General features: G+C 68.4%; 22 protein-coding genes. 4 read left to right on the top strand and 18 right to left on the bottom strand.

Annotated elements, in window-relative coordinates; translation table 11 throughout:
- The 12 genes from ACZ7DE_RS27785 to ACZ7DE_RS27730 form a co-directional block, all read right to left on the bottom strand.
- On the bottom strand, window positions 1-918 hold the full coding sequence (locus tag ACZ7DE_RS27785) for a thiamine pyrophosphate-dependent dehydrogenase E1 component subunit alpha (RefSeq protein WP_470765777.1): 918 nt from the start codon (window positions 916-918) through the stop codon (window positions 1-3).
- A gap of 350 nt (window positions 919-1,268) precedes the next feature.
- Window positions 1,269-2,369 (bottom strand): C45 family autoproteolytic acyltransferase/hydolase, encoded by a 1,101-nt coding sequence (locus ACZ7DE_RS27780; protein WP_470765773.1) that lies wholly within the window; start codon window positions 2,367-2,369, stop codon window positions 1,269-1,271.
- Window positions 2,366-2,980, bottom strand: a complete 615-nt coding sequence (locus tag ACZ7DE_RS27775; RefSeq protein WP_470765771.1) for a GNAT family N-acetyltransferase — start codon at window positions 2,978-2,980, stop codon at window positions 2,366-2,368. Before ACZ7DE_RS27775 ends, ACZ7DE_RS27780 begins: the two co-directional genes overlap by 4 nt.
- Before the next feature lies 1 nt (window position 2,981).
- Complete coding sequence (locus ACZ7DE_RS27770; protein WP_470765769.1) at window positions 2,982-3,242, bottom strand: phosphopantetheine-binding protein; 261 nt, start codon at window positions 3,240-3,242, stop codon at window positions 2,982-2,984.
- Window positions 3,232-4,770, bottom strand: coding sequence for an AMP-binding protein (locus ACZ7DE_RS27765; protein WP_470765767.1), 1,539 nt, complete (start codon window positions 4,768-4,770; stop codon window positions 3,232-3,234). Before ACZ7DE_RS27765 ends, ACZ7DE_RS27770 begins: the two co-directional genes overlap by 11 nt.
- On the bottom strand, window positions 4,767-6,782 hold the full coding sequence (locus ACZ7DE_RS27760; protein WP_470765765.1) for a class I tRNA ligase family protein: 2,016 nt from the start codon (window positions 6,780-6,782) through the stop codon (window positions 4,767-4,769). The genes ACZ7DE_RS27765 and ACZ7DE_RS27760 overlap by 4 nt, the downstream gene beginning before the upstream one ends.
- On the bottom strand, window positions 6,779-7,855 hold the full coding sequence (locus ACZ7DE_RS27755; RefSeq protein WP_470765763.1) for an NAD(P)/FAD-dependent oxidoreductase: 1,077 nt from the start codon (window positions 7,853-7,855) through the stop codon (window positions 6,779-6,781). The genes ACZ7DE_RS27760 and ACZ7DE_RS27755 overlap by 4 nt, the downstream gene beginning before the upstream one ends.
- 3 nt (window positions 7,856-7,858) lie before the next feature.
- Window positions 7,859-9,154 carry a lysine N(6)-hydroxylase/L-ornithine N(5)-oxygenase family protein gene (locus ACZ7DE_RS27750; protein ID WP_470765761.1) on the bottom strand — a complete coding sequence of 432 codons (1,296 nt, stop codon included), beginning with the start codon at window positions 9,152-9,154 and terminating at the stop codon, window positions 7,859-7,861.
- A 110-nt stretch (window positions 9,155-9,264) separates the two neighbouring features.
- Window positions 9,265-10,500: an acyl-CoA dehydrogenase family protein gene (locus ACZ7DE_RS27745; RefSeq protein WP_470765758.1), complete on the bottom strand. Its 1,236-nt coding sequence runs from the start codon at window positions 10,498-10,500 to the stop codon at window positions 9,265-9,267.
- Window positions 10,501-10,955: 455 nt separating this feature from the next.
- A complete protein-coding gene (locus ACZ7DE_RS27740) occupies window positions 10,956-11,873 on the bottom strand; it encodes a 3-oxoacyl-ACP synthase (protein ID WP_470765755.1) in 918 nt (305 codons plus the stop codon).
- 441 nt (window positions 11,874-12,314) lie between these two features.
- Window positions 12,315-12,773 (bottom strand): acyl carrier protein, encoded by a 459-nt coding sequence (locus ACZ7DE_RS27735; protein WP_470765753.1) that lies wholly within the window; start codon window positions 12,771-12,773, stop codon window positions 12,315-12,317.
- Between the two features lie 737 nt (window positions 12,774-13,510).
- Window positions 13,511-14,071 (bottom strand): TetR/AcrR family transcriptional regulator, encoded by a 561-nt coding sequence (locus ACZ7DE_RS27730; RefSeq protein WP_470765751.1) that lies wholly within the window; start codon window positions 14,069-14,071, stop codon window positions 13,511-13,513.
- Between the two features lie 114 nt (window positions 14,072-14,185).
- On the opposite strand from ACZ7DE_RS27730, the gene ACZ7DE_RS27725 reads away from it, so the two are divergent.
- Window positions 14,186-14,878: an SDR family oxidoreductase gene (locus ACZ7DE_RS27725; RefSeq protein WP_470765749.1), complete on the top strand. Its 693-nt coding sequence runs from the start codon at window positions 14,186-14,188 to the stop codon at window positions 14,876-14,878.
- A gap of 57 nt (window positions 14,879-14,935) precedes the next feature.
- Window positions 14,936-15,991: an aldo/keto reductase gene (locus tag ACZ7DE_RS27720; protein WP_470765747.1), complete on the top strand. Its 1,056-nt coding sequence runs from the start codon at window positions 14,936-14,938 to the stop codon at window positions 15,989-15,991.
- 216 nt (window positions 15,992-16,207) lie between these two features.
- Here ACZ7DE_RS27720 and ACZ7DE_RS27715 read toward each other — a convergent pair whose 3' ends face one another.
- The 4 genes from ACZ7DE_RS27715 to ACZ7DE_RS27700 all read right to left on the bottom strand — a co-directional run bounded on the left by ACZ7DE_RS27715 (window position 16,208) and on the right by ACZ7DE_RS27700 (window position 22,809).
- Window positions 16,208-16,465: a hypothetical protein gene (locus ACZ7DE_RS27715; protein ID WP_470765746.1), complete on the bottom strand. Its 258-nt coding sequence runs from the start codon at window positions 16,463-16,465 to the stop codon at window positions 16,208-16,210.
- Between the two features lie 410 nt (window positions 16,466-16,875).
- A complete protein-coding gene (locus ACZ7DE_RS27710; protein ID WP_470765745.1) occupies window positions 16,876-18,477 on the bottom strand; it encodes a tropomyosin in 1,602 nt (533 codons plus the stop codon).
- 763 nt (window positions 18,478-19,240) lie between these two features.
- Window positions 19,241-20,581, bottom strand: coding sequence for a class I SAM-dependent RNA methyltransferase (locus tag ACZ7DE_RS27705; RefSeq protein WP_470765744.1), 1,341 nt, complete (start codon window positions 20,579-20,581; stop codon window positions 19,241-19,243).
- 140 nt (window positions 20,582-20,721) lie between these two features.
- Entirely contained in the window at window positions 20,722-22,809 is a 2,088-nt protein-coding gene (locus ACZ7DE_RS27700; RefSeq protein WP_470765742.1) for an APC family permease, read from the bottom strand.
- Window positions 22,810-23,247: 438 nt separating this feature from the next.
- Between ACZ7DE_RS27700 and ACZ7DE_RS27695 the strand changes: the two genes are divergently transcribed.
- The gene (locus ACZ7DE_RS27695) at window positions 23,248-23,916 is read left to right on the top strand and encodes a potassium channel family protein (protein ID WP_470765740.1); all 669 of its coding nucleotides are present in this window, start codon (window positions 23,248-23,250) and stop codon (window positions 23,914-23,916) included.
- The gene (locus tag ACZ7DE_RS27690) at window positions 23,916-24,593 is read left to right on the top strand and encodes a potassium channel family protein (RefSeq protein WP_470765737.1); all 678 of its coding nucleotides are present in this window, start codon (window positions 23,916-23,918) and stop codon (window positions 24,591-24,593) included. Before ACZ7DE_RS27695 ends, ACZ7DE_RS27690 begins: the two co-directional genes overlap by 1 nt.
- 312 nt (window positions 24,594-24,905) lie before the next feature.
- Here the strand turns inward: ACZ7DE_RS27690 and ACZ7DE_RS27685 are convergent, their stop codons facing one another.
- A complete protein-coding gene (locus ACZ7DE_RS27685; RefSeq protein WP_470765736.1) occupies window positions 24,906-25,664 on the bottom strand; it encodes a DUF3159 domain-containing protein in 759 nt (252 codons plus the stop codon).
- Between the two features lie 3 nt (window positions 25,665-25,667).
- A complete protein-coding gene (locus tag ACZ7DE_RS27680) occupies window positions 25,668-26,066 on the bottom strand; it encodes an OB-fold nucleic acid binding domain-containing protein (RefSeq protein WP_470765734.1) in 399 nt (132 codons plus the stop codon).
- Window positions 26,067-26,102 lie beyond the last annotated feature (36 nt).

Here is a 26,102-nt window from a genome sequence, read left to right as displayed (position 1 = left end):
TCAGCCCCTCTCCCACACCGAGGCGGGACGGGCCAGGACCCGGTCCACGGCCTCGGCGATCCGCGTCCGCTGCTCGTCCTCGACCTTGGCGAACAGATCGGGGTCCAGGCGCCGATAGGTCTCGTGCCAGTCGTGCTCCCGCTCGGCGGCGACCTCGGCGGCGGAGCGCGTGTCGTCGCCCTTGCTGTGCGGGCCGAGGCGGTGGGTCGCGAACTCCACGACGGACGGCCCGCCGCCGGTGCGCGTCCGTTCGACCACCGGTGCCAGGCGCGCGCGGATCGCGGCGACGTCCCTGCCGGTCACGGGCACATGGGCGATTCCGAACGCCGCGGCGCGCCCGGCGATGTCGCCGGCCATGGCGCGCTCGGTGGGCGTGGTCTGCGCGATGCCGTTGTTCTCCACGACCACCAGCAGCGGCAGCCGCCACAGCGCGGCCAGGTTCAACGCCTCGTAAACGGCGCCCTCGCCCCAGGTGCCGTCGCCGATGTAGGCCACGGCGATCCCGGGCCGGCCGGTCCGCTGGAACCACAAGGCCGTGCCCACGGCCACCGGCAGGCTCTCGCCCTGCACCCCGGTGGACAGGTAGGTGCCCCGGAAGATGTGCTGGCTGCCGCCGACACCCGAACAGACGGCGCCCTCGCGGCCGGTCATCTCGGCCAGCAGGCCCTCGGGGTCGTCGAAGCGGGCCAGGTAGTGCCCGTGGCCGCGGTGGTTGCTGAACACGAAGTCGTCCGGGGCCAGCAGCGGCCCCAGGGCCACCGGCACGTACTCCTGGCCGAGGCAGGTGTGCGTGGTGCCGTTCAGCAGCCCGCGCGCGAACAGGTCCAGGACGGTCTGCTCGAAGTGCCTGATCATCAGCAGGCTGGAGAGGTCGTCGACGTCGATCCCGGCGACGCCGACGGCAGTTCCTTCTTTCATGACAGGCCCCCTTCCGGAAACGCTTCTGGCGCGTGTTCCTCGAGGACTGTCGTGAGCTGATGCTCGTGGTTCACAAGGACGACGGATCGCCCGTTCACGTCGTCGAGCACGTTCATGTTCCCGCCCGTCGGGGTTCGAAAAGATCAAGATGAGGTCGCATGAGTCATGTCTGCGTGGATGGTCAACGCTCGGCCGTGTCCGTTTCCTTGTGGATTCCAGGTGGGTGCGTTCGCACAGCGGCCGAGGATCACGTGGCAGTCAGTTCCGCCTGGCGGTGCTGCGCCGACTGCGGCGTGCGGGTCCTCGCCCAGGTCCGCCGAGCAGGGACCGGCATCTCGGCACCCTCGACGTCACCCCGCATCGTCTGCGCCCGCTCGGGGAATGCCGGCAGTGCAGCAGTCCGGGTCCGTAAAGGTGAACTCCCTGGTGACAGATGTGGCGGGATCACCCGGCCTGATGTACAACTGGCCGCTCCCCGGCAGTGCGACGGCAGCAGCGACGGTGCGCTCGTACCGGATGTCACCGGTTCCGACAACTCGGATGGGAGGGACCGAGAGCAGAGCGAAATGCTCCTCCACCCCTGCGGCCGGTGCCATCGCGGCGAGACCGGCGCGGCACGCCTCCAGCCTTCGGCGTGAGGAGTTCCGCGCGAAGACGTTGATCTCGTCGAAGGGTTCGAACTCGGGGTGGAGGAAGTGGTTGGTGTGCTCGGCCTGTTGGGCTTCGAGGCACCGGAACCGGCCGTCCAGAGCCTCCACCCAGACCGCTTTGCCCGCGTCGCAGAGCATGAACGACCGTGAGCTGGCCAACGGGAGACCGCGGAGGCACTCGACCGCCTCATCGACGGTGGCAGCGGAGTCCAACACGTGGCGAATGGCCAGGTACGGCGGGACTCCGGGTTTCCAGTCGCCGCCGAGGACCAGGTTGAGGCCCACGGCCAGGCCGTCGCTGTTGACCCCCAGATAGCCGAGCAGGCCCGCGAAACTGAGCACCAGGGCCCGGCGCGGGGAACCTGTGAGTCGGACGTCGAGGACGCTGATCTGATCGTCCAGGTCGCCGTTGAGGTCCACCGTCTGGGCCAGGACCGGATGGGAACCGGCCTTGGCGTAGGTGGTGCAGTCGCCTCGCGCCGGGATCCTCCGGTAGCCCAGGATCTCCCGGCGCAGTTGCAGCAGCAGCGCCTGGTCGCGGTGGATTCCGATCCCGTCGGCGAGTCCGGTGATCTCCTCGGCCAGCCGTGGCAGCTCTGCCGTGATCACCTTGTCGAACGCGGACAGCACCGGTTCGAGCCCGGCCGTCGTGACCGGTTCGTCCAGAAGCAGGTTGAGGCGACAGAGCGAGTCGTCGACGAAGCCGCGCAGCGGACCGGCGAGAGCCGCCCCGTGCTGTCGGCCGACCTCATAGGGATCGCCGCGGAGATGCAGATGGGTGACGCCCGCTCCGCCGGTCACACCGCCGTGCCCTGACGGGTCACCTTCGCGTGGGTGGCCAGCTCGTCCTTGAGCCACGACCACTCACCGCGCAACACGCTGTAGTAGACAGCGTCCCGGCGCCTGCCGCCCGGCATCGGGTTGAAGCTGCGAAGGACGCCCTCCTCCAGGGCGCCGATGTTGCGCAGGCCCCGTCGGGCCTGCGCGTTGAGCTGGTCCGTCTTGAACTCCACGCGCTCGGCGCCCAGGTTCTCGAAGGCGTGCTCGAGCAAGAGGTACTTGGCCCAGCGGTTGATGCCGCGGCCCTGGAAGTCGACGCCCAACCAGGACCAGCCGATCTCCAGGCGCGAGTCCGCCTCGGAGAGGTTGCCGAAGCTCATGCTCCCCGCGCATCGCCCCGTCGTCTTGTCGGTGATGTGGAAGACCACACGCCTGCCTGCCGCGTGGTCGGCGACCATGCCCTGGAAGAAGGCGTCGAAGTCCTCCTCCGTCTCGACCAGGCTCACGAAGTAGCGCCAGATCACCGGGTCCATCGCGATGTCGTGGATCGACTCGCGGTCCTCGGGACTGATCGGACGCAGCCTCACGTGGTCATTCTCCAGCGTGGCCGCGGCCAGCTCTGCCCAACTCACTCTAGGAAGCCTTTCCGGCGTAGCGTGACAGTGTGTCGACGACGTCGTGGAGCGTGCGCATCTCTGCGACGTCGCGCTCGGTCAGATTCGCGAGGTCGACCGCGAGGTCCTCGCAGAGCCGAGTCAGGAACAGGACCTTCTGCAACGAGGTCAAGCCGTAGTCGGTCAACTCGAGGTCTGGTTCGATCTCGTGCGGATCCGCGGCCGGCTGGAGCGCGGCCGACAGGTTCTCCCGCGCGATGGTCTCGACGTCACTGGGCATGGATACCGTCCTGGTTGTTCGTGATCTCCGACTGGAAGGCAGCGAAAATGGCCTGCCGTTTCGGCTTGAACTGCGAAGTGAGCATTCCGTTGGCGATACTGGGCCGCGGGCTCGCGACCACGACCTTGCGAATCTGTTCATCAGGGCCGAACGAGGCGTTGGTGCGGGCCAGTTGTTCGGCGATCGCCTCGAGGTCGGCCGTGTCGGAGGAAGGCGAGACCACCGCCACCAGTGACGTCTGCGCGGGGCAGAACACCACGCACTCCTCGATCGCCGGACTCGTCCGCATGTGCTCCTCGATCCGCCGGACGATCACCTTCTTGCCGTTCCCGAGCACGATGACGTCGTCGGCGCGCCCCTGGATGAACAGGAAGCCGTCCTCGTCCACGTAACCGAGGTCACCGGTGCGCACCACCCCGTCCGCGACGAACATCCGCTCGGAGTCACCGGGCTCGGCGAACTCGTAGCGCTGGTTCACCGGATGCTCGCTTCGTACGAGGATCACGCCGTCCTCGTCGAACAGCACCTCCTTCCCCCGCAGTACCCTCCCCGCGCTGCCCTCCCGGTGAGCACCGGGATGGTTCTTGCTGACGATGCACGTCTCGTTCAGCCCGTAGCCCTCGTAGATGGGAAGGCCCGCGTCGGTGAGGTAGCGCAGTACCCCCCTGTCCGCCGGCGCCGATCCCGTCCACAGGTAGCGGATCCGATCGCCGAACAGCCGCCGCGCGGCCGCGCGGCGAGCCTCCTCCGGCGCGACGCCGTCCATGCGAGCGGCATCCTGGCTGATCTGCTGCCTGGCGGCCTCGAAGAACGCCGGCACGCCCATCACCACGGTCGGCCGGGCCGTTCCCAGTGCGGCGAAGGCCGCCTCGTACGTGGTGACCGTCGCATCGTGGCCGAAGCACAGGGCGGAGTAGAGCCAGTACCGCTGCTGCAGCAGCGACAGCGGAAGGAAGACGAAGAGATTGTCGTCTCCCCGGTGCTCGAAGATCTCCTGCACAGCCTGGATCGACGCGTCGATGCTGCCGACCGTGGCCCCGAGTCCCTTCGGCGCACCGGTGCTGCCGGAGGTGAACTTGATCGTCGTCACGTCCTCGGGCTCGTACACGACGGGCCCGGGCGGCTCCGGCCATGCCTGCCTCGCAGCCTCGGCGACTTCGGTGAAAGTGCGGACAGTCGCCGGCGCGTCCGCCGGCACGTCCCGGTCGGTGAACACAACCGTGAGCCCGTAGCGTGCCAACAGCTCTCCGGCATCGGTGAACTTGCCCGGCTCGAAACCCGCGACCACAACCTTGAGCCGCAGCGCGGCAAGGTCCAACAGAACCCATTCGAGGCTGTTGGCCGCCAGGATTCCGATGCGGTCCCCGGACTCGACGCCGAGGCTCCGCAGGTAGGCGGCGACATGGCCTGACTGTTCGTAGAGTTCGGTCAGGTCCAGCGTCCTGTGACTGCCGAGCCGGATGAAGGAGATCCGGTGGCCGGGAGCCGGCGGCCCCGCCACCAAGCGGTTGATCACAGAGTCCGTCATCGCGTGGCTCCCTCGGCGAGCGACCAGTCCGACGGCAGGGCCTCGAAGTAGGACTGTTGTTCGAGGTCGATCCGGGTGCCGGCCGCGACCAGCTCGACCTGGGAAGGCCAGGACGAGAGGTCGGTCGTCCCCAGCGCCTGGGCGAGTCGGGCGGCGAATCGAGGCATGATCGGCGTGGCCGCGCGGGCCAACAGTTGTGCCGCGGCCAGTTCCAGCGCGATGGCCGTTCGGGCCTCGTCCTTCCAATCGGCGATCAGCGCGGTCCGTGCCTCTGCTTCAGCGAACCGCCGAGTGTCGTCGACGATCCCGTCCAATTCGGCGGCCGCACGGTTCAGCGAGAATCCGTCCTGTCCGAAGCTGTCGGCGACAGCGGCGAGCCGTACTCCCAGGCGGTTGAGGAACGCCGTGTGCTCAGGAGTCCAGACACCGGCGTCGGGGGCGATCCCGCCGTACTGCCCGGCGACCCGCGCGCCCAGGTCGTTCAGCCAACCCTGCCAGCCGTCCACCAGGACCCGCTGGACGGTCTCCGTGTACGCCTCGAGTTCGAAGTTCGTCCGTCGCCGTTCCGGACGCGTGAGCGCCAGGTAGTAGCGCACCGCGTCCACGGTCTGCGGTCGCAGGATCTGCTTGCCCCAGATGGCATGGCGCCTGCTGGTGGAGAACTTGCCGTCCTCCAACAGGTAGAACTCATTGACGTGGTAATCGACATCGGGATTCCACTGCGGGTACGCCAACCGGTAGAGAGCCGGGTAGAGCACGGCATGGTAGAAGCTGTTGTCGTAGCCGAAGAAGTGGACGAACTTCCAGTCCTGTTCGGGAGTCACGGCTTGCCAGTCACGGCCCAGACGGCCGCCGAGGGCCTCGATGCCGTGGAGAAAGCCGTAGGACATCTCGGGCCAGACCCAGATCACCTGCCCGTCCACTGTCGTATCCGCGGGCGCGACGCCCCAGTCCGAAGGGTGGGTCACGGGAATGTCGAGCCTGGTACGCGCGAACACCCGGTCCGCCAGTTCGCGGAGTCGGGCCGGGACCCGACCGAGACGGTGGTGATCGGCGACCTCGCTGCCGAACTCGTGGAGGGGCAGGACGAAGCGTGCGACAGGTTGCTGCTTCGGCGGCGCCTCCGACCGGCTGCTGCGCGGGTTGACCAGGTCGACGCAGACATTCGGTTCGCCGCACTCTTCGCAGATGTTGCCGCTGGTGCCGCCCCCGCATCCGGGACAGCCGCCCGAGACGTCCACCTCGTAGAGGTAGGCGCCCGTCTCGTCGTCCACCAGGGCAGCCGTCTGCTGGACGGTGACCGCCCCCGAGTCGACCAGCTTCGAGAAGTATCCGCGTAGACCGTCCCGGTAGCCGGGGTCCTCGTTGGTCACCGTGTACTGGTCGACCTCGATGTCCATCAGACGGAGCGTCGCGGCGATCTCGGCACTGTAGTGCTCGGCGGTACGCGCCGGTTCGCGCTCCTCACGGCGGGCGCGGTCGACCACGTAGCTCTGGAAGTCGTCGCTCCCGGTCAGGTGCCATGCCTCGGTGCCCTGCATGCGTTGGAACCGGACGTAGGCGTCAGCTCCCAGGTAGGGACCGGACAGGTGACCGAGGTGGAGGTCGCCGTTGGGAGTGGGCGGGGTCGAGAAGACGAAGACCGGCCTCTCGTGGAACCGGCGGCGTGTACCGCCTGCCGCTGCGGCCTGGGCGGCGCGCACCGGGTCGCGCCAGTACAGGTCGAAGAAGACCAGGTCGACGTCTCCGTCGTTCTCGACGACGTGTGTCTCGAAGGGCTCGAACTGGCACACCGTTCCCGGCTCCACCCGGACACGCCGACCATCGAAGGCCACCCATCCGGCTCCGGCGACGACGACGAACATCTCGATCTCGTCGTGCTGGTGTGGATCGGAGGTGACGCCCGGAGCGACCCGGCCCCAGCCGGCTCCGGCGCTCATCTTCTCCACGGAGCTCATCTCGATGCCGAATGCCTGGTGCAGTTCCTCCGTGGAAAAGACGCTCACGTTCATCGGTGGCTCCCTTGGTCGGAAACGTTCTCAACGGCTGTACGGAGCAGGTCCGCCGCCTCTGCGGCGATGGCGGGTGCGAGCCTGTAGCCGGAGCCGTTGGCGGAACCCGCGAACACCAGTCGGCCCTCCTCGTCCAGAGCGCGTACCAGCGGCTCCCGATCTGCGCTGTACGCGTCGCAGAACACCCTTCCGCTGCGGGCGGAGTCGGCCAGGCGGGGGGCGCGGCTGATCAGCACCTCGCGGGCCTCGGCCAGGTCCGACGGGGAGACACTGCCGGTGAGCCGGTCGGGGTCGACGTCCCAGATCCGACTGGTGTGGCTGAAGAGCCAACGCCTCTGCTCGTGCAGCGGGAGCAGAAACGCGTCCTCGTCGTGGAAGACGACGACTCCGTCCTCTGCCGCGGGCGGCTGTTCGATGTGCAGCGCGACGATCTTCTTCACCCTGACGTCCAGGGGGGTGAGCCGTTCCCGCCAGGCTGGTGCGGCCAGCCACGGGCCGGGTGCGAGCACGACCGAGTCGGCCGTGACGCGTTCTCCTGTGCCGAGCCCGAGTTCGTAGCCGCTCCCGACCCGGTCCAGGGAGTCGACGCAGACCCCTTCCCTGAAACTCGTCCGTGGCCGCAGGGACCGGGCCAATGCTCGGGTCAACGCCCCGACATCGGCGTACTGGCAGCCCTCGCCCGTCCAAGCCGCCGTCTCGTCCGACAGTGGTGGCAGCCAGTCCGGCAACGCGTCCACGCGGGACAGTCCAGCCTCGTCAAGATAGGCGGGCTCCACCAGGTCCACGGTGGCACGGTCGGACACCACCAGCATGGGAACCGGATGAATGGGCAACGCCGGATCAGCGTCGAGCAGGGCCCTGTAGTAGGCCTGGCTGTAGCGGGCCATGCGGCGCACACGCTCCGTCGCACCACGAGGGAAATGCAGACCGGCCGACCGGCGACTGGCTCCGGAGCCGACGGCATCCCTTTCGAGCACCAACACGGAAGCGTGCGGAGCCCGTAGCACCAACTCCCGCGCGATCATGCAGCCGATGACGCCGCCACCGACGATTGCGAAGTCGACATGCGTCATGGCTCACCCCACGCTCTCGTCCGGGCTGAGCTTCGCCGACCATTCGATGAACGAAGGAACCGGATCGTCACTGCGCACACATCGAACGCGGTCGATGATCCGCTGGCTCCGCCAGGCAAGCAGGCTGAGGTTCTTGTCCGCGAGTCCGCGCTGTCCCAGAGCCGCGTTCTGGAGGAAGATGCTTCGGTTCGAAGGACCGTCCCACTTCACGGCGAAATCACTGTCGATCCGGTACTCGTCGCCCTCACGCTCGAGTCGGTCCGCGATCGGCGCGAGGAAGTCGGGCGTCACGGTGCGAAATCCGGTCGCCCAGACCACCACGTCGGCGTCGACCTGCCCGAGGACCGCCGGATGGTTGCCGTTGTACAGCTTCAACGACCACGCGTTGTCGGAGGCGGAGACCGCGATCACGTTCCGGTTCGGGTACAGCGAGACCAGGTCGGTGTTGCCGTGGATGAACCGCTCGGCGTAGATGCGCTGGTAGATCTCGCGGAGTGTGCCCTCGGAGATGCCGTCACTGGTGAGGACGTGCTCCCGGTTGAGCGATTCGCGCGTCCCCTGGTCCAGCCTGGAGAAGTAGTCCGAATAGCCGGGCATGTAGAAGTCGTTGGTGAAGGGCGAGTCGTCGATGGGGTAGAAGTTGTGGCGGCGTGACACCCACGAGACCCGGCGCGGTCGCTCAGCGGACGGACGCGAGATGAGGTCGAGGAACGCCTCTGCGCCCGACTGGCCGCCGCCGACCACGCAGACCCTCTTCCCCGCCAAGTCGCGGCTGAGAGGCACGAATTCGCTGATGTGGAACTGAGTGAGGCCGAGGTGGTCACGGGCCACCGGCGGCACCCAGGCATGTCTGCCGATGCCGATGGACACGTTGTTCGCCGTGACAGTGCGTCGGTTGGTGCGCAGAACGAATGTGCCGTCGAAGTCGACGGACACGACCTCCTCGCCGAACACCACGTTCTGGTTGCGCCGGCTCGCCCATTCCAGGTAGTTGCGGAACTCCTGCCGCGGCACCTCGCCGAACTGAGCGTTGATGAAGTGGTAGATCCGCCCTTTGTCCTTCAGGTAGGACAGGAACGAGAAGGGACTGGTCGGGTCCGACAGACTCACCAGATCCTTGAAAATGGACACCTGGAGGGTCGCATCGGGGATCTGCTGTCCATCATGCCAACTGAACACCTCACGCTTCTCAAGGAAGAGGTTCGGCAGTCCCGGACGACCGTGCAACAGAGATGCAAGACTCAGGTTCGCAGGGCCGACGCCTATGCCGACACACTCGTAGTGCTGTTCGTCACTCATGGCTCTCCCCGTGTATGCATCGGATGTCTTTCCGCGCCCGGCAGCCGGTGCGAGCCAGGATCCACGGGTACGGATCTGCCCGTGTCACCGCTACGACAGGGGACGACAAGTCAGCGCTCCACTCGACTTGCACTGCGTCCGGATGCCGCTCGGGATCGGCCCGCGTGCGGCCGTCGTCCCAGCGCGTCCGCGATGATCAGCTTCTGGACCTCGGACGCTCCCTCGTAGATACGCAGGGACCTGACCTGCCGGTACAAGCGCTCGGGGACGCTGTCGGCAACCAGGCCGGCTGCCCCGTGGACCTGGACGGCAGCGTCGACGATCTCCTGCGCGGCCTCGGTGGCGGCCAACTTGGCGATACTCGAGTGCTTCGCGTAGCCGGGGTTCCCGTGGTCGAGCTCCCACGCAGCCCGCGCGACCAACATCGCAGAATAGTTCAGCTTTATTTCCATGTCGGCGAGCGCACCCTTCACCAGCTGAAGGTCCATCAGCTTGCCGCCGTGGATCCGCCGCTCACGGGCCCGCTGGACTGCCGAGTCGAAAGCGCGCCGCGCAAACCCCACCGCGGCCGCCCCCACCGTCATCCGGAATCGCTCCAGCAGGTCCGTCGCGACCACGAACCCCTGTCCGGGGCCTCCGAGTACGCTCGATTCTGGGACCAGGCAGTCCTCGAAGGCCAGGTGTCCGAACGAGCGCGGAGCAACCAACCGCACCTCCTCCAGCACCCGGACTCCAGGCGTGCGCGCCGGCACCAGAAACGCCGTGAGCCCGAGCGCACCGGGTCCCCCACCCGTTCGCGCGATCACGCAGTGCAAATCCGCGATGCCGGCATTGGCGATCCAGGCCTTTCGGCCGTTCAACAGATAGCCGTCGGAGACTCGGTCGGCGGTCAGACCGACTGCCGAGATGTCGGAGCCGGCCTCCTCCTCCGAGATCGCAAACGATCCCGTCACCTCGCCCGACGCCATGCGCGGCAGATACTCCAGCTGCTGCTCACTGTTTCCGTATCGGACGATCGGGGTCGCCGACAGCGCTTGGATGGAGAAGGCGAAGTCCGCCAGATCGTCGTTGTACGCAAGGATTTCCCTGGCCAGACAGATTGAGCGGTGGTCACCGGCGGCGGACCCGTTCGCGGGATCGAGGAATCCCAGCCATCCGGCGGAGCCAAGCGCACTCAGAATTTCCCTGCCGGCCTTCTCCGGGGTCTGCTCCAGAGGACGTGACCACAGGCCGGAATGGCCGGCGCACCAATCGGCGAGCTCCACGGCCAACGTGCGGTGCTGCTCCTCGTAGAACGGCAACGCCAGTATGTCCTCATCGAGACCACCGAGCAGCGCGTAAGTCATGTCGCCCTTTCAAATCCGCAGGTCAGCATCGGTTGAGACGGCCGCGACCCCGGCGGCACTTTGATCAGGCGATGCTCGATGAAACGTACGCGACCGAGGCTTGTCCCCGCCAGATCCGCCGCCCTCTCGCGGCACCACGCCGATATCGGCGCCATGAAGGGCGCCCTCCCATCAGGAAACGACGATGGCCGTGGATTCTCGGGCATGACAGACGGCGAAATCGTGGATCACTAAGCGCATCTTCTAATCACCGATGCCGGTTGAGCACCTGGTGGCGGGGATTCGGCAAGAAGACACGGAACCTGATGATCGTCTGGTGTCGGACACCTACGACCGCAGGATCCGCGCTCCGCCTGCCACTTCGCCATGAGCCTGCTGCGACCTATCGGCCGACGCGTGTCTCGCCAGCGAGACACGCCCCCGCAACGACCATTCCGATGATGCCGGTTCGAGTGCTAGCGCGTCTGCTTGCAAAGCAGAACCCCGTACCGTACCCCCGGAACCGAGGCGGCCAGAAGGTAGTGCCCGTTGTCGCGAAGGCGGCCGGCTGCCGCGAGGTCCGTCAGGTTGATGATCGGGTCAGCGGCGAAGCAGTGGCCTACCCGTGAGATGTTGTCCGTATACAGCTGCGCTGCGGCAAATCCCGCCTGAAGCTCTTTCATGACGATGATGGCTTCGAAGATATTGGCGTGCATGACGATGTCGACCTGGTCGATTCCTATGGATGCACGTTTCATCAGCTGCGTGTTCACACGGCGGGAGAGGTCCGGACTGATCTGGTTCGACCAGTCCAGGTCCTTCATCTCGTGCGCTGCGGCACTTGCGACGATCTCGTACTCCCCGTCGGTGTCCGACACCAGCACACCGGCCGCGCCATCGCTGAACAGGGCGAACTTGGCGAGTCTTTCCGCCTCGGCGGTGACTCGATCGGTGGTGACGACCAGGACCCGCCGATGAGTTCCGGCAGCTACGAAGGCCTCGGCGACTCGCAGGCCCGCCAGCAGGTTCGTGCATCGGTCGAGCGTGATGCCGAGGAAGTCGGCCTCACGCATTCCCAACCCCTCCGAGATGGTCCGCACGAAACCGCCGTGACTGTCCGGCCCCCCTGGAAAACTGGTGCAGCACAGCACCAGCGCGTCGACGGAGGAGGGGTCGACGCCGGCGGCGCGGAGAGTCGCCCTGCCCGCCTCGACCGCCAGGTCCTCCAGCGACTTGTGGCTCCGGTGCACGTGGCCCCAGCCCCAGAGCTCCGGGGCGTACGGCACCCCTAGTTCACCGGCCCGCGCCTCCAGATCCGGAGTCTCGCTATGGTGCGACGCGATCTCCCCCAGCACGTATTGCGGTCCGCTCAGGAAGACAGAGGAGGAACTCATCGAGGCTCCACAACGGGATGTGTATTTGGTCGGTCAAGCCACGGCGGTGACTGGCTCGGGCCCGGCACCGGCCGCCGATCGACGGCCCGGCGAATTCTGCGAACGACGCCGTCGTGCCCAGCTTCCCGTTGGCATCACGACACCGGCCGGGAGGGAGAGGAGCAGGAACGGCAGCACGCCGAGGCTGACAGGATCGCGACTTCCAGCGTCGATGACCTGAGCAGGACGACGCGCCAAGCGGGATCGTCAGGAGGGAGACCGACGAGCCGAGTTCACCGGCACGGTAGGCACGTGATCGACAAGCCGAGGACGCGATTCCCAAGAGTCCCTGTCGTACAACGCGCGGGTCATCGATCACGGGATTCACCAGTAGAGCCTCGATCACCGCACAGGCCGTCGGCCGGCACGAACGATGGACGGCCCGTGTCGGGGAGGCCGAGCTCAGTCCGCGGGCGTTGTCTCGGATCCGGGTCCGAGTCCGGCCGCCAGGCGCTCCATCCCCGCCTCGTCCAGGCCGTCGAGGGTCGCCAGCAGCTGCGCGGCCGCCTCCGGAGAGGCGTCGTCGAGGTCTGCTCCGGCGGGTCCGCCGGCAACCGGTCCGGCAGCGGACGCGGCGACAGACCCGCCTTCCGCCCGCACCCGCGCCGTCAGGCCATCCAGGGTGAGGTCCAGCAGCTCGTTGGCCGGGACGTCCACACCGAGGTCGGTCCGCAGCCGGCTCCACAGCTCGATGGCCGCGAGCGAGTCGAACCCGAGCGAGACCAACGGGACGTCGGAGCTGAACGGGCTGGTCACTCGCGCCCGGATCAGCCCGTCGAGATAGCCGCGGACGGCCAGGAGGCCGTCGCCGTCGCCGATCGTCACCTGCCCGCCGCCTCTCCGCCGCGACTCATCGGCCATCTCCCTGATCCTCGAACTGGGTTCGCCATGACTCTCCTGTGCAAACAATCCGACACTCGACATCCGAACGGCGGCCGACACCAACTTCGTCGCGGCACACGAACACCCTCGCGGGCCTCCCCATGCTGCGTCTGTCTCGCCGGCGAGACAACACCGCGCAGACCATTCCGGCCCGCTCCGCACGCAGTGGTCCGCAAGCGCGGCCGTTCCCACATCATGATGTGAATCCGAGGATGTGGAACGGGTGTTCTGCCCGTCGTGCTGCCCAGCGGGTGGCTTCGGTGGTGTCGTCGCGTCCGTGCGGGTGAAGCGCCCCGATGGCGAGGTTCCGCAGCGCGGCCATGGCACGCGGGCCGGAACATATGAGGGTTGGTGCCGGGGCGGGTACGAGATCGAGCTCGCCGACATCCCCGCCTGGCGCCTTGCCGTCCTCAAACCCATCACATCTCCGTGCCGTCGCGGCTCGCGCGTCCGCACACCGTGGTGCAGGCCGTACAGAGCGAAACCCAACCGCTGGGCCTCACGAAGCCCGTCCAAGGACGTGCCCTCCGGCTCCTCCAAGGTGTCGGGCTGCGGGGTGTCGTCGAGTGTGTCGGTGTAGGAGACGCGCACACGCAGCCGGGAGGGATCTCCAGCCAACACCAGCGACCTCCTCCCCCGCCCCCCAACCTCCGCCTGACCGCGGATGCCTCGTCGCCCACGAGCGCGGTCGATGTGCACCCGCGCCGCGCCCTTGATCAGCCTGCCTCGGTCAAGGCTGCGTGCGCGGCGGCGAGGATCTCTCCGGAGAGCGGGGAGCCCTTGGTGGCCCGGGACAGGACGAGCGCACCGAACAGGGTGCAGAGGCGGACGATGCCGTCCTGGTCGTCACTGGCCAGGAAACCGGCGAAGTCGGCCACCCCCTCGGCGTAGACGCGACGGGCCTCGCGCCCCCCGCCCTCGCGCGCGATGTCGGTGGCGAGCGCGGCGACCGGGCAGCCGTCCGCCGGGTCGTCGCGGTGCTCGACGGAGAGGTATGCGTCGATCAGCGCCTGCTGGGCGGCGGCGCGCTGCCCGTCGTGCCACGCGAGCCCGGCGCTGTAGCGCTGGGCGAGCTCGGCGAAGGCGTGGGCGGTGGCCTCGTCGACGAGCGCCTCCTTGGAGTCAAACTGCTTGTAGAAGGCACCGTGGGTCAGACCGGCTGCCTTCATCAGGTCGGCGACGCTGACCTGCATGCCCTGCTCCCGGAACAGCCGGGATGCGGTGTCCACCACCCGCCTGCGATTTTCCTCCGCCTGCGCCTGTGATACGCGGCCCATGACCACCTCCCATTTGGATGTCGACTGGCATCTATCATAGAGCCGTGTTTAGATTGGATTCATAATCTAATCTGTGCGGGTGGCCGACGGCGCCCGCCACGACCAGGAGCGAGCATGGAACTGAAGAACGCGGTCGCGGTCGTCACCGGCGCCAACCGGGGCCTGGGGCGGCACCTGGCCGCCCAGCTCGTCGAGCGCGGCGCCAAGGTGTACGGCGCGGCCCGACGGCCCGAGACGGTCGACGTGCCGGGCGTCATCCCGCTGCGGCTGGACGTCACGGACGAGGCGGCGATACGAGAGGCCGCGCGCGTGGCGTCCGACGCGACACTGCTGATCAACAACGCGGGCATCTCCACCGGCGCGACGCTGATCGGAGGCGACGTGGCTGAGGTGCGCCGGGAGATGGAGACCAACTTCTTCGGCCCGCTCGCCGCGACCCGCGCCTTCGCCCCCGTGATCGAGGGCAACGGCGGCGGTGCCGTACTCAACGTCCTGTCCGCCCTGTCTTGGTTCCACCCGGCAGGACTCGGCTCCTACGCCGCGTCCAAGGCCGCCGCCTGGGCGCTGAGCGACGCGACCCGTGAGGAGCTGGCGCCCCGCGGCATCTCCGTCTCGGCGCTGCACGTCGGCTACATGGACACCGACATGGCCGCCGACGTGCCCGCCGACCAGAAGGTCGCCGCCGACGACGTCGCGGCCCAGGCCCTGTACGGCATCGAGACCGGCCTGCCCGAGATCCTCGCCGACGAGACCAGCCGGTACGTCAAGCAGAGCCTGTCCGCGGCACCCCAGCCGAACGCGGGCTGACGCTCACCCCTCCACCCCGGCGCGACCCCCTTCACCCACCTCAGGCAAGGACATCTCATGCGCTACACGACCTTCGGCCACCGGACCGGACTGCGCGTGTCCGAGTACGCGCTCGGCACCGCGAATTTCGGCACCGGCTGGGGCGCAGGCGCCGAGCCTGAAGAGGCGCGGCGGATGTTCGACCGGTTCGCCGAGGCCGGCGGCACCTTTCTCGACAGCGCGGACGGCTATCAGTTCGGCGAGTCGGAGGAACTGACCGGAAAGCTGATCTCCGCCGACCGCGACCACTTCGTCCTGGCCACGAAGTTCACCCTCGGCGCCGCCCCGCAGCCGGACATCTCCAAGACCGGAAACAGCCGCAAGAACATGGTTGCCTCGGTCGAGGCCAGCCTGCAGCGCCTGGGGACCGACTACATCGACCTGTTGTGGGTGCACTTCCCCGACGAGCTCACCCCGATGGAGGAACTCCTGCGCGGGCTCGACGACCTGGTGAGCGCCGGCAAGATCCACCACGCCGCGCTGTCCAACTTCCCCGCCTGGCGCGTCTCGCGCGCGGTAACCCTCGCGGACCTGAAGAACTGGGCCCCGATCGTGGGCATCCAGCACGAGTACAGCCTCGTCGAGCGCACCGCCGACCGTGAGCTGCTGCCGATGGCCGAGAGTCTCGGGCTCGCCGCAGCGCTGTGGTCCCCGCTCGGCGGCGGACTGCTCACCGGCAAGTACCGCAGCTCCGCCGAGGGGCGCCTGAGCGACCTGGGCATGGTCATCCACACCGAGAGCACCGGCCAGAAGACCGTCGTCGTCGACACCGTCCTGGCGATCGCCGAGGAGACCGGCGTGACGCCCGCCCAGGTGGCGGTGGCCTGGGTACGCGAGCGCGCCGCCCGCTCCGTGGCCACGCTCGTCCCGATCATCGGCCCGCGCAGTCTCTCCCAGCTCGACGGCTACCTCGGCGCCCTCGACGTCCAGCTGACCGATGAGCAGTACACCCGCCTGGCAGAGGTCAGCGCGGTGCCGCTCGGTGTGCCCCACGAAGGGATCGCCGCCACCCTGGACCGCCTCCAGGGCGGCGCCGCCGACCGCGTCACCGCCCCGGTCGTGCCGGTGGCCTGACGGGTGAACGCGGCTGAGGACGAGGTGCGCCCGCACCGCAGCCAGGAGAGCAACACGAATCATCTCGTACTGGGAGAAGCCCGGGGCGAGCGGAGACCCCGGCCTTTCACGGACGGGAAGCGGAACGGAGACGACGACGGCTTTCATGGTCGAGAAGTACGGCGACCAGGCCGGGATGCGCACCGCCGAAACACCCGACCCCCAGGCAGGACTCACTCAGGCCGACACCTTGGGGATAAGGTCGGTCTGTAGTGGTGCGGGAGCAGAACGCCGGGCGCTGTCCGGGACGGGCAGGACGTTCCGACGCTGCAAATCGGCGACGCTGACCAGCGGTGACGTGAGAACACGGTCGAGCAGCTCATTCTTAGCCGGCTGCAGCTCGACCAACTCAGGATGAAGGCGAGGACGCAGCTTCCAGCGCGCCCCGAATGTCTCCACCAGCTTCGCCACCGGCAAGCTGATGGACGCCTCCATGTCGCTGACCCGCAGACGCCCCCTGCACTCGGACCCACAGTCCGACAGGAGAGTCCGTATCCACTCCTCCGGCACCTTGTCCCCCTCCAAGCTGTGGACGCGGACGGTGGATCACCGCAGACACAGCTTGTTGGAGGCGAAAGGACCGGCTCAGTGCGCACGGGGGGGCGCGAGGGGCACGGACGGCGCGTTCCGTGACCGCTGGGAAAAGAGGGGCGGATGTTGGTTCGGGAAGAGACCTCCAGAGCCCCCTTGACCGCCCCCTCAGGCGGGAAGGCGCTCTCGGGACGCCATTCCCGAGGGGTGCTGGAATCCTTCCTTCATTCCGTCATCGGAGCGATTCACAGTGTGCGAGTCACCGAGGTGGTCACCATGAGTGCCCACGGATGCCAGGTGTCCGCCGGGGCCGGCTACAGGTGCAGTCCCACATGGTTCACGATGAACCGCTCCTCCTCGGAGTCGAGGGCGAAGTAGATGCGTCCGACCTCATTGGGCGAGACGGCGTCCCGGACCTTGATGTGCGGCAGTCCGTCCCAACGCTTTCCGTTGAACATGAAGTAGCGCTTGTCCTTGTCCTTGCTGAGTTTCTCGTCGTTGGGCGCGAATTTCAGTCCGTGGTTGTCGTAAAACCACTGGGCCAGCCTGGGCATCCTGCCGCAATTGGAGTACAGGTCCGTCGCAGCCTGCGCGAGGGCGGTCAGCCGGTCGGTCATCTCCTGGGGGTACGGGTAGCGGGAGTCCTTCCAGGCGCGCGCCGCTCTCGCCGTGAACACGATGTGCTCCTCCGATGCCTTGGCGAGAGCTTCGAAAGTGGGTACGGCGTCCGTTCCCAGAGGAGGGATCTCGCTCCAGGCGTCGAATGTGGCCGCCTGCCCGCTCCCGCCCTTCGACAGGTTTACGTACTCGTTCTTCCAGTAGTCCCGGTCCTGACGCAGGGCCTCAGCGGTGGCGGCATCGTCTCGCGCCTTGTCGCGTTCCTCCATGCAGCTCTGTGCCATGTCCTCCCAGGATGTGGCGTCCTCTTCAAGCTGCCGGACACGTTTCTGCAGCGCTTCGAGCTCGGCGGTCGTGTCTCCGGCGGCCTGGGCGCGCGACAACTGCTCCGCCGCCCTGCGGGCTCCCGCGCGGTACGACGCCTGTCGCGCACGCTCCCACGCCGTGTCACTGCCGCGGGCGATGACAGAGAGATGGGCGAGCGACGGCATCAGCCGCCGTTCCACGAAGGGCGTCTGAGACACCTCCTCCCGTGAGTAGGCGGGGTGCTCCAGGCCGAGGTCGGGCCAGACCAGCCGGGCGCCACCGCTGGGTACGGCCACCTGCTCGTGGGCCCGGCGGACGGCATGTGCGGTCACGTAGTTCAGGGTCACCACCTGGGCCAGGCCCGCGAGTTGTCCCGACGCGTCGGCCGCCGCGCTCCATCCCGCCTGGTCCCTGGGGTGCATCAGGAGAATGGGGAGGCGCGTGCGCAGCGCCAGGACGTCGAGGAGTACGTCAGCGTGACTCTCCTCCCGGATCCTCTCGTATCGCCCCGTGGCGAGCTGGCTCAGCACCCGCACTTCAAGTTGCTCGTCGCCGAGCACCGCCCGCAGCAGGTTGGGGCGCTTGAGCGGCGGATCCTGCACCGGCGCTATCCAGCCGTCGGGGATCTCCCTGCCCATGACGATCCTGAGCCCGCCGCCTTCCCCCGACTGGGAGACCGTGACCCGGGTGACAAACTGAACCGGTCCCGTAGACAGCGGCTGGTGGATGGTCATGCGCAGGGCGCGGGTGAGTTCGTCGCCCGCCACGGTCCAGCTCACTGTGCAGTCACCATGGCCGGGAATCTTGCCGGCGAGCACCGCCCGGCCATCCCTGTCGAGTTCGGTCACCGACGGTGCCGGTACACGTCCGTGGTGGCCGAGCCAGTCGGCGAGATGGCCGCGAAGGCTCTCGTAGACGTGGCCCGACTGCTCCTGGGCGGACCGGATGTCGAAACTGACGGCATACAGCGCCTGCCCGGCGGCTCCCCTCACCCCCGATGCCCTGTGCGACGACCGTTTCCCCCTCGAAAGCGGTCAGGGCACCGCTCGGAGAGCAACCGTAATACCGCCACGCCCAGGTCCGTAATGCCCTGGGCGTGGCTTCGGGGCCGACCGTCCGGTCAACCGAACGCCATAGCTGCTGGCCCCGACGGGCCGGATGAAACGGGGAGCCGTCGTGCACTCCGCCCAGACCGTCTTGCCGGGCCGGGGCTGTCGCGTACGCCCCAGTCGGCGGCGAGCGCATCGACAAGGAGCACTCTGTGGCATCCGCCCTCGTCCGGATCGGGAGCCGATCGCGCCAGCCGGGTGGGGTGAATGTCGCAACTCGATTCGGACGACGCCCAGACTCTCGTCGTGGGAAAGGGGTGGGGCTAAGCACCGCCCGGGACACGGCCGTGGAGGACGGCGTTCGCGGCGAGTTCGGCCACGACCAGGACGACCGTGTCGTGTGCCTCGGTGCCGTGCGGGTGGCCCCCACCCGGTTACTGACTTTCGAACTCCGAGAACTGAGCTACCCGGTGTGGTGCGAGATACCGAGATCATCCCGCGATGGCCCCAGTAACGCCCAGAGCCCCGAAGCGAGCGTCAGTCGAGCGTCAAGATTTCTCGACGGAACCCCTGAAAGCGCCGCCGAAGCGACCGTCTGCCTCAAGAAGTCGCAGGTCAGGCAACCTTCAAGGATCGATCCGTCCGCTCGAACCGCTGCACGGTGGGAAACAGGTCGAGCAAACCACCAGAGCAACAAAACCGCAGCTCAGGCCCCCTTTGCGACGGGCTCCAGAATCGCCACGCACTCCACATGATGCGTCATCGGAAACAGATCGAAAGCCCGAAGCGTCCGCACCCGGTAGCCGCCGTCACGGAAGTACGCCAGGTCGCGGGCCAGCGCGGCCGGGTCGCATGCCACGTACGCGATCTTGCGCGCTCCCAGCGACGTCAGGTGCTCGACCGTCTTGCGGCCCGCCCCCGCGCGCGGCGGGTCCAGGACGATCAGGTCGACCTCGGTGATCCCGGTGCGCGGGAGCACGCTCTCCACCTTGCCCTGCTCGATCCGCACGCGTTCGAAGTCGGCGAGGTTGTGCCGGGCGTCCTCGACCGCGCGCTTGCCCGACTCGATGCCGAGCACCGCGCCCTTGTCACCGAGGCGGTCGGCGAGGGCGCCCGCGAACAGGCCGACGCCGCAGTACAGGTCGAGCGCCATGTCGCCCTTGCGCGGCAGCAGGCCCTGCATGACCGCCGTCACCAGGGTGTCCGCGGCCTTCGGGTGGACCTGCCAGAAGCCGCCGCTGCCGACGCGGTGGGTGCGGCCGTCGGCCCGTTCGCGTACGAAGCCGCGGCCGTGGACGCGGTGGATGCCGCCGTCGTGCTCCTCGACGCGCATGACGGAGACGGGCCGGTCGAGTTCGACGAGGGGAAGACGGGCCCCGGGCCGCGGCTCCAGGATCACCATGCGGTCCTGGGAGCCGGTGGCGGCGATCGCGTCGACGGACGCCATACCCGACCAGTCGCGCTCCTCGATGCCCAGCTCGCTGACGCCCGGGGCCGCGATCATGCAGTGGTCGATCGGCTCGACCTCGTGCGAGCGGTGGCGTCGCAGCCCGGCGTTGCCGTCGGCGTCCACCGCGTACTGCACGCGCGTGCGCCACTGCGGCACCTGGCCGGGCGGCAGCTTGTCGCCCTCGGCGGGCATCACGGTGCCGTCCCAGCCCGCCTCCTCGGGCGTGAGGCCCGCGAGCCGCTGCAGCTGCTCGGCGATCACCTCGCCCTTGAGCCGGCGCTGGGCGCCCGGCTTGGCGTGCTGCCAGTCGCAGCCGCCGCAGCGGCCGGGGCCGGCGTAGGGGCAGGGCGCCTCGACGCGGTCCTTGGACGCCTCCAGGATCCGTACGGCGTCCGCGCGCAGGAAACGCGCGCCTTCCTCGCCCTCGGTGACCCGGGCGACGACCCGCTCGCCGGGCAGCGTGTGCCGGACGAACAGGACCTGGCCGGCCTCGGTCCGGGCGATGCAGTGGCCGCCGTGGGCGACGGGGCCGATCTCGACCTCGTACTCCTCCCCCACCAGGGATGCCGCCTGCGACTTCTTCGGTTCTGCCTGCATGGCGGGGTGACTCCACAACGTCGAACGAGGAACGGCCGGACAACAGCCCACCAGTCTACGTGGCTGTCGTCCGGCCGTTCACCACGCGCCGGTGCGCGAGGGCGAGGGTCTGCGGGACGGAGGGTGTGCGCGAGCGGGAGTCAGCTCTTCTCGTCCGGCCCCGGGGAGCCCTGGGCGCCGCCGGAACCCGACGGCTCCTTGGGACGTCCCACCTGCGCCGGGCCGCGCCGCACCGAACCGGGGGCGTTCCACTCCTGGCGCCTGCGCGCCCGCTTCTTCGCCGCCTCGGAGGACTGCAGCTGGTAGGGGACGGACGTGACCATGACGCCCGGCGTGAACAGCAGCCGGCCCTTCAGCCGCAGCGCGCTCTGGTTGTGCAGCAGGTGCTCGTACCAGTGGCCGACCACGTACTCGGGGATGATCACCGACACCGCGTCGCGCGGCGACTCCCGGCGCAGGCTCTTGACGTACTCGATGACCGGCCGCGTGACCTCGCGGTACGGCGAGTCGAGGACCTTCAGCGGTACGTCGATGCCGCGCCGCTCCCACTCGTTGCGCAGCGCCTTGGTCTCGGCCGGGTCGACGTTGACGGTGAGCGCCTCCAGGGTGTCGGAGCGCATCAGCTTGGCGTAGGCGAGGGCGCGCAGCGTGGGGCGGTGGATCTTGGAGATCAGCAGGACCGAGTGGACCCGCGAGGGGCGCACGCTGTCGTCGCTGGGCCCCTCGGGGGCGACGAGTTCTGCGGCCACGCCGTCGTAGTGGCGACGGATCGCGGTCATCGTCCCGTAGAAGATCACCATGCCGAGCAGGGCCACCCAGGCGCCGTGCGTGAACTTGGTGACGAGGACGACGACCAGCACCAGGCCGGTGAAGAACGCGCCGAAGGTGTTGATCGCGCGAGAGCGGACCATGTGACGGCGCTTGTTCTGGTCGGTCTCGGTGGCCAGGAGGCGGTTCCAGTGGCGGACCATGCCGGTCTGGCTGAGCGTGAACGACACGAACACGCCGACGATGTACAGCTGGATCAGGCGGGTGGAGTCGGCGCCGTAGATGACGACGAGCAGCATGGCCGCGCCGGCCAGGAGCACGATGCCGTTGGAGAAGGCGAGGCGGTCGCCGCGCGTGTGCAGCTGGCGGGGCAGGTAGCGGTCCTGGGCGAGGATCGAGCCGAGCACCGGGAAGCCGTTGTAGGCGGTGTTCGCCGCGAGGAACAGCACCAGGGCCGTGGCGGCGGCGAGCACGATGAAGAAGAAGCTGCCCTTGCCGAAGACGGCCTCGGCGACCTGGGTGATCACCGGGTTCTGCACGTAGTCGGCGCCGACCGCGACGCCGCCGTTGAGCAGGTCGACGGCCGGGTTCTCGGCCATCCGGACCTTCGTGACCAGGGCCAGGACGATGATCCCGCAGAACATGGTGACGGCCAGCAGCCCCATCGCCGCGAGCGTGGTCGCCGCGTTCTTCGACTTGGGCTTGCGGAAGGCCGGGACGCCGTTGGAGATCGCTTCCACGCCGGTGAGCGCGGCACAGCCGGAGGAGAACGCGCGCAGCAGCAGGAACACCAGCGCGAAACCGGCCAGGCCCTGGTGCTCGGCCTTGATCGTGTACTCGGCCGTCGGCGCCCGCATCGTGTCGTCGAGGACCAGCCCGCGGAAGGCCCCCCAGGCGATCATGATGAAGACGCCCGCGACGAACACGTACGTCGGGATGGCGAAGAGTTTGCCGGACTCCTTGACGCCACGCAGGTTCATCAGCGTCAGCAGGACGATCACGGCGACCGCGCAGGCCACCTTGTGCTCGACGACGAACGGAATGGCGGAGCCGAGGTTCTCGATGCCGGAGGAGATGGAGACGGCGACGGTGAGGACGTAGTCCACGAGCAGGGCGCTCGCGACCGTCAGGCCGGCCTTGGCGCCGAGGTTGGTGGTGGCCACCTCGTAGTCGCCGCCGCCGCTGGGGTAGGCATGGACGTTCTGCCGGTAGGAGGCGACCACCGTGAACATCAGCACGACGACCGCGAGGGCGATCCACGGGCTGTAGTGGTACGCCGACACGCCCGCGATGGACAGGACCAGCAGCACCTCCCCGGGCGCGTAGGCCACGGAGGACAGCGGGTCGGAGGCGAAAACGGGTAGGGCGATGCGCTTCGACAGGAGCGTTTCTCCGAGTCGATCACTGCGCAGTGCGCGCCCGATCAGAATCCGTTTGGGCACGTCGGTCAGTTTGGACACAACAGAGGATCGTAGGCCTTCGAACACGGGACCGCCCACCCTGCCCCGGGCTCAGCCGGGTGACAGGTCGCCGCATCTGCCTCCCGAGTGAAATCGGCCAGGCCCCGGCTGCGGATTCCGCGCCCTCGACGATCCTCATGGCTATATGACAATCCCCGCCCGCTGACGCCCCTTCGGAGGGTCCATGCACACGACCGCGGAGCTCATCGGCGCCATCGGCACCCTCGTCGGCCTCGGAATCCTTACCTTCCTCAGTGTCGCGAGCATCAGCCGCCGCTGATCCCGCCGAACCGCGCGCGAACCGTGCACGGGGGTGCCCCGCGAGCACCGCGCGTGTGTAGCTTGGGCGACGGTCTGAGACCCTGTTCAAGGCCGAGCGCCAGAGCCAGGCCGGAAAACTCATTGACTTCTTGACTTCTTGACCTCGGAAGGACGGTCGTGCACATCGTCATCATGGGCTGCGGCAGAGTGGGTTCCGCTCTTGCGCAGACCCTGGAGCAACAGGGGCACACGGTCGCCGTGATCGACCAGGACCCCACCGCCTTCCGACGACTGGGCTCCGGTTTCGGCGGCCGTCGTGTCACCGGAGTCGGCTTCGACCAGGACACCCTGCGCGAGGCGGGCATCGAGGAGGCCGGCGCGTTCGCCGCGGTCTCCAGCGGCGACAACTCCAACATCATCGCCGCCCGCGTGGCGCGCGAGATGTTCGGCATCGAGAACGTCGCCGCCCGCATCTACGATCCCCGCCGCGCCGAGGTCTACCAGCGCCTGGGCATCCCCACCGTCGCCACCGTCCGCTGGACGGCCGACCAGATGCTGCGCCGGCTGCTGCCCTCGGGTGCCGAGCCGTTGTGGCGCGACCCCACCGGAGGCGTCCAGCTCGCCGAGGTGCACGCCGCCCCGTCCTGGGTCGGGCACAAGATCAGCAAGCTGCAGGAGGAGACGGGCGTCCGCGTGGCGTTCCTGACCCGCCTCGGCGAGGCGATCCTGCCCACCTCGCAGACGGTCCTCCAGGAGGGCGACCTGGTGCACGTGATGCTGCGCACCGACGAGGTCGAGAAGGTCGAGGCCCAGTTCGCCGAGGGTCCGAAGGAGGACGGTCACTGATGAGGGTCGCCATTGCCGGAGCCGGCGCCGTCGGCCGTTCGATCGCCGGCGAACTGCTGGAGAACGGCCACGAGGTCCTGCTCGTCGACAAGGCGCCGACCGCCATCTCGGTCGAGCGCGTCCCCCAGGCGGAGTGGCTGCTCGCCGACGCCTGCGAGATCACGTCCCTGGACGAGGCCGCGCTCCAGCGCTGCAACGTGGTGATCGCCGCCACCGGCGACGACAAGGTCAACCTGGTCGTCTCCCTCCTGGCCAAGACGGAGTACGGCGTCCCCCGGGTCGTCGCCCGCGTCAACAACCCGAAGAACGAGTGGCTCTTCAACGAGTCCTGGGGCGTGGACGTGGCGGTCTCGACCCCGCGTCTGATGTCCGCCCTGGTCGAGGAGGCGGTGAGCGTCGGCGACCTGGTCCGTCTGCTCCGCTTCAGCCACGGCGACGCCAACCTCGTGGAACTGACGCTTCCCGAGGAGTCGGCCCTGGCCGGCACCCAGGTCGGCGACGTGGAGTGGCCGGAGGACACCTCCCTGGTCACGATCATCCGCGGCACCCGGGTCCTGACCCCGTCCCGCGACGACTCCCTCGAAGCGGGCGACGAGCTGCTCTTCGTGGCCGCCCAGGCCAGGGAGGAGCAGCTGGAGGACCTGCTGTCGGTGCGCCGGGACGACACCGGCAGCTGACCGCCGGCAACGACATGATGGGGGCGCCCGGAGATCTCCGGGCGCCCCCATCACAATGTCCGACGAGCGCTGCACCTCCAGCACTGGGCCGAGCCATCCAGCACCGGGCCAAGCCTTCGAGCGCCGATCCGAACCATCCGGGACCGGGCCAAGCCATCCAGCGCCGGTCCGCACCATCCAGCGCCAGGCCGAGCCCTCCAGCGCCGGTCCGACCATCCAGCCCGTCCGGCGTTTGAGGACGAGGCCCTTTCGGGGCCGAAGCGGGGGTCTGGGGGCGGCAGCCCCCAGGGACGGTCACCGCAACGCCGGGTATCAGCTCTCCCGACGGTGCCGACCACCGGCCTCCGCGGCGGCAGCCTCCCGCTCGGCCGCCGCCTTCTCCTCCGCCTCCATCTCCGCGAACACGTCGATCGGGGCGGGTGCCTTCGCCAGGAACACCCAGGTCAGCCACACGGCGAGCAGGAACGGCGGGATCTTCAGCGCCACCAGCACCCAGCCCAGCTGCGCGGTGTTCGCCCAGAAGTACAGCGGGAAGAGGATGGCGCACTTGGCCAGCAGGATCAGTCCCCATGCCCAACTGGCCTTCGCGTAGGCCTTCTTGCGCCCCGGGTTACGGGTCCGCCAGGAGAGGTTCTCCTTGAAGACCGGTCCCAGGATCAGACCGATCAGCGGCACCCCGCACAGCGTCGTGATGATGTACGCCAGCGCCAGCCCCAGCGTGTAGAGCATGCCCGGCAGATAGAAGTCCTTGGCGTTGCCGGTCATCATCGCGAAGACGACGCCGAAGGCCACGCCGAAGACCCCGCTGAACGCGTGCTTGACGGTGTCCCTCATCGCCAGCCGGACCACGACCAGGACCAGCGACACCGCGAGCGCGGCGATCGCGGACATGTGCAGGTCCTTGTTGATCGTGAAGATCGTGACGAAGAGCAGGCCGGGCACCACCGTCTCGACCATGCCCCGCACGCCGCCGAACGCCTCGAACAGCGCGGCCTCGGTCACCGCCCGGGCGTCGGCCGCGGTCGTGTCCTCCGCGGTCGTGTCTTCGGTCGGCTTGTCGAGCGACGTCACCGGCTACTCCCTACCCACGGGTCTCAGTTCGTACTTGGGGTTGAACAGCACCCGGCGGCCACGGCTCATGGAGACCCGGCCCGATGCGATGAGCCTGCGCCCCGGCTCTATGCCCACTATCGAGCGCCTGCCCAGCCACACCACGTCCAGCGCGGCGCTGCCGTCGAACAGCTCGGCCTCAAGGGCCGGGACTCCGGCGCGCGGCCGCAGGGTGACCGTGCGCAAGGTACCAGTAACGGTGACGATCTGCCGGTCCTGGCAGTCTCCGATCCGCGTGCAGCCGGCCGTCTCGGCGTCCTCCCGCAGCTCCTCGGACTCCAGGTCCTCCTGGGACGAGGAGAGCCGGTCGAGCATGCGCCGGAACCGGCCCACCGGCTTTTCGGAACGAGGAACAGCACTCATATCTGAAGCGTACCGGGGCACGCCGACATAGCCGTA

The sequence above is a fragment of the Streptomyces sp. NPDC037083 genome (assembly GCF_055606485.1).
This window is presented reverse-complemented; position numbering and strand designations above follow the sequence as displayed.